This window comes from Bacillus haikouensis, from assembly GCF_013179555.1.
Classification (GTDB): domain Bacteria; phylum Bacillota; class Bacilli; order Bacillales; family Bacillaceae_B; genus Rossellomorea; species Rossellomorea haikouensis_A.
The window spans coordinates 1-3,548 of sequence record NZ_JABMCR010000356.1; the positions used below are offsets into that span (position 1 = coordinate 1).

General features: G+C 39.3%; 3 protein-coding genes. 2 read left to right on the forward strand and 1 reads right to left on the reverse strand.

The genetic code is table 11. The features are described 5' to 3' along the window. Together HP456_RS21355 and HP456_RS21360 are read left to right on the forward strand one after the other, a co-directional pair. Positions 1-515: FGGY-family carbohydrate kinase (locus HP456_RS21355; protein WP_246289348.1), on the forward strand; the 515-nt coding region annotated here is incomplete at its 5' end. Positions 516-890: 375 nt separating this feature from the next. After that, positions 891-2,072, forward strand: a complete 1,182-nt coding sequence (locus tag HP456_RS21360; RefSeq protein ID WP_172254856.1) for an ROK family transcriptional regulator — start codon at positions 891-893, stop codon at positions 2,070-2,072. Positions 2,073-2,217: 145 nt separating this feature from the next. Here the strand turns inward: HP456_RS21360 and HP456_RS21365 are convergent. Further along, a partial coding sequence (locus HP456_RS21365; RefSeq protein ID WP_172254858.1) for a UDP-glucose--hexose-1-phosphate uridylyltransferase occupies positions 2,218-3,548 on the reverse strand: 1,331 nt, incomplete at its 5' end.

Consider the following 3,548-nt stretch of genomic DNA (forward strand, 5'->3'; position numbering starts at 1 on the left):
GCGGTCTATTGGCTTATGGTTATCTTTCTGGTGAACACATTACTCACTTTGAAGAAGGTCGTCCATTGTTTGTTCGGTCCTCAGATAGTAATTTCAATTTGGCTAATTTTATGCGCGTACATTTATTTACAGCATTAGGTGCGATGAAGCTTGGGATGGATATTCTTCTAAAGGAAGAAGAAGTGAAACTGGATGAAATTCTGGGGCACGGCGGCTTTTTCAAGACAGAAGGTGTCGGGCAAAGCATTATGGCCGCTGCCCTCAATACTCCTGTTTCTGTTATGGAAACTGCAGGTGAAGGCGGAGCATGGGGGATTGCTTTACTAGCCTCATATATGGTGAATAAAAAAGATAATGAAACGCTGGAAGAATTCCTAAGTCAGAATGTATTTGCAGAACAGGCAGGGATGAGAATGTCACCTGACCCTAAAGATATAGAAGGCTTTGAGAAGTTTATGGTACGTTATAAAAAGGGACTTGCAATTGAAAGAGCAGCAGTAGTAAATCTAAAATAAATTAGAAGAGATCTATAAGCGGCAGGAGTGGATAGCACCTGTCGTTTTTTGTTATACATGAAGGAAGTATAAATTGAAAGCTGGAAGAATGGTAAGTTAGCGCATTTCAGGAATTAAGTACGATGTACAGGATGTCTAAATCGAGCGAATGCTACAAGGCTGGGCATCCATGAGATGATATGTAACTACGTCTCTGTCTTCACCTTTCTAGAATCGCCAATCGGCGAGCTTGAGATTGTGTATAATTAAAATGGATTTTTACACGAGAGACTCACTTTTTTTAAATATAAATTAGATACAAAACCTTAATTAAATTTACTAACTAAAATTATGGTACAATCTTTCAATATAATGTTATTTAGTGGAGGCATTTCAATGCAGCGTGGTACTTTTCAATTAATGAAATCTGTAAATAAATCGATCATTCTAAATAAGATTCGGACTTCAGAATCTATATCCCGGGCACAGATTGCGAAAGAAACAAGTCTTACTCCTCCGACTGTCAGCAGTATTGTAAAAGAACTCATCGGGCAAGGATTAGTAAGGGAAAGTATGCTGGGAAGCTCCAGCGGGGGACGAAAACCCACAATGCTTCATATTAATAACGATGCATATTATGTCATTGGAGTGGATGCGGGCCCTGAAAGAGTGGAATGTATCCTGACGGATTTAGCGGGTGAGATTATTTACAGGACATCTGGTCTGCTTCCACAACATTTATCAAATAAGCAATTTCTATTCATTTTACAAGAAAATATAAATAAGATCATGAAATTTTCCAATGTGGAACAAAGTAAGATTATTGGTATCGGGATAGCCATGCACGGAGTTGTAGATGTAGAAACGGGTACATCTCTTGTGGCACCGATATTGAACTTACGAGATATCCCGATCAAAGCAATTCTAGAGGAAGAGTTTAACCTGACGGTGAAGGTTGAAAATGATGCGAGAGCGATGGCGCTGGGTGAATCTTGGTTTGGAGGGCATGGTGATGTCGATAGCATGGTTGCCGTAAATATTGGACGGGGGGTAGGGTCTGGTTTGGTGATTAATGGTAAATTGTATCATGGTGCTCAGGGGATTGCAGGTGAAATTGGACATATGACAATAGATATGAATGGTGAAATATGTGCATGTGGTAATCGGGGATGTCTTCAAACTTTAGTGAGTGGTGATGCCATTGCTGAAAGGGCAGGAAAGAACTCCGGGAAAGGTGTACGTTCTAACTCTTTATCAGGTCAGGATATATACGATTTGGCTCAAAATGGGGATAAGTTCTGTATAAACCTGCTTAATGAAACAGGAAACATAATTGGTATTGGTTTAACAAACTTAATACATTTAATCAATCCAAGTAAGATTGTCCTCGGCGGGGGAGTGATGAACAGTGAAAAATTTATCATGCCCGGCCTGCTAAAAATGATTCGGCAAAAAGTACTGATAAAGGAAGCGGCACAAACGGAGATTGTTGTGACGCGATTAGGTCATGATGCGACATTATTAGGAGCTGTTTCCTTACTTCTTGTTGAATTATTTGATCCAATTTTAATAGGTTAAATACTCAGTCTATTTTTGTTAAGCGTATTCGTTCGGTATCAAATAAAGTTATGGCAAAGCAGAATAAAGCTCTAGAATAAAAAAGCCGAGGCTGTAAAAACCTCGGGCCGCCGAAATTGCCGCGTCAGCGTTTCGTTGCATACTTCTATTCTCTATTATTCACAGAAGTTATGAATCTCTCAAAGCCGCTTCTATTTTTAAAAACGCCGGCATCTTGAAGACATTTCACAAACTTTTTACCAAGCTCTTCTCGTAGAATGGATTCTGCCTCCTCTTTAGTAGATAATAGACCGTATTCAAGTTTCAATTGTTCTGCCCATCCTTTATGATATGAAGCTACTTTATGTGAGTTACCAAGTAAAAACTCCTTTATATCGACGAGCTCATCCTTTAACCGAGGTGGTAGTACAGCCAATCCCATCACTTCGATTAATCCGATGTTTTCTTTTTTTATATGATGAACATCTTCGTGTGGATGAAAAATCCCAAGAGGATGCTCATCCGTAGTACGGTTATTTCTTAATACCAGGTCAAGCTCTAAGAACCCATTCCGATTTCTTGCGATCGGGGTAATCGTGTTATGGGGTGTATCATTGGTGAAAGCCAATACATCTGCATTTTCATCAGTGTATTTTTTCCAAGTAAGCAAAATCTTATCTGCAGCATTTACGAGAGATACCATATGTTTTGACCGTATGCGAATCACAGACATCGGCCAGTTCAGCACTGAAGCCTGTATTTCTGGATAGCCTTCTAAATTGAAGTTGAAAGCATCTTCAGCACGGGTCATAGCAAATTCATATCTTCCTCCCTGATAGTGATCATGGCTTAAAATGGAGCCGCCGACAATTGGTAAATCAGCATTTGAACCGATAAAGTAATGAGGGAACTTCTCTGTAAAGCTGAGTAATCGTTCAAATGATTCTCTATTTATTTTCATAGGGCGATGCTCTTCAGAAAGTAATATGCAGTGCTCGTTATAGTAAACATAAGGAGAGTACTGGAAATGCCAATTTTCATTTAAAAGGGGAATATTGATCATTCGATGATTGGCACGTGCGGGATGCCCCAACCTTCCTGCATATCCCTCGTTTTCTACACACAGGAGACATTTAGGGTAGTTAATCGTGTGTTTCATTTCCCGCTCCCGCTTAATCTGCTCAGGATCCTTTTCCGGCTTTGATAAATTGATGGTAATGTCAAACTGACCATATGCTGTATCAGATTTATAAGAGATGTTTTTCGCGATCCGGTTCTGTTGGATATAGTTATTGTTGATACTTAAGTTATAAAAGTAATTCGTAGCTGCAGTGGGCGACTCTTCGTAATATTGGTTGAATACGGCATTTACAACGGATGGTCTTGGAACAAAGCAATTCATTAAATTGGCTGCTAAGATTTCCCTCTCATCAAAGACGTTATCTATCACTTTATCTTCCACTGCATATGCAATGATTTTCTCTATAAGATTTGGAA

Excerpts from the sequence above, each read along its gene's own strand:
- HP456_RS21360 (WP_172254856.1), top strand. The coding sequence starts at position 891 with ATGCAGCGTGGTACTTTTCAATTAATGAAATCTGTAAATAAATCGATC.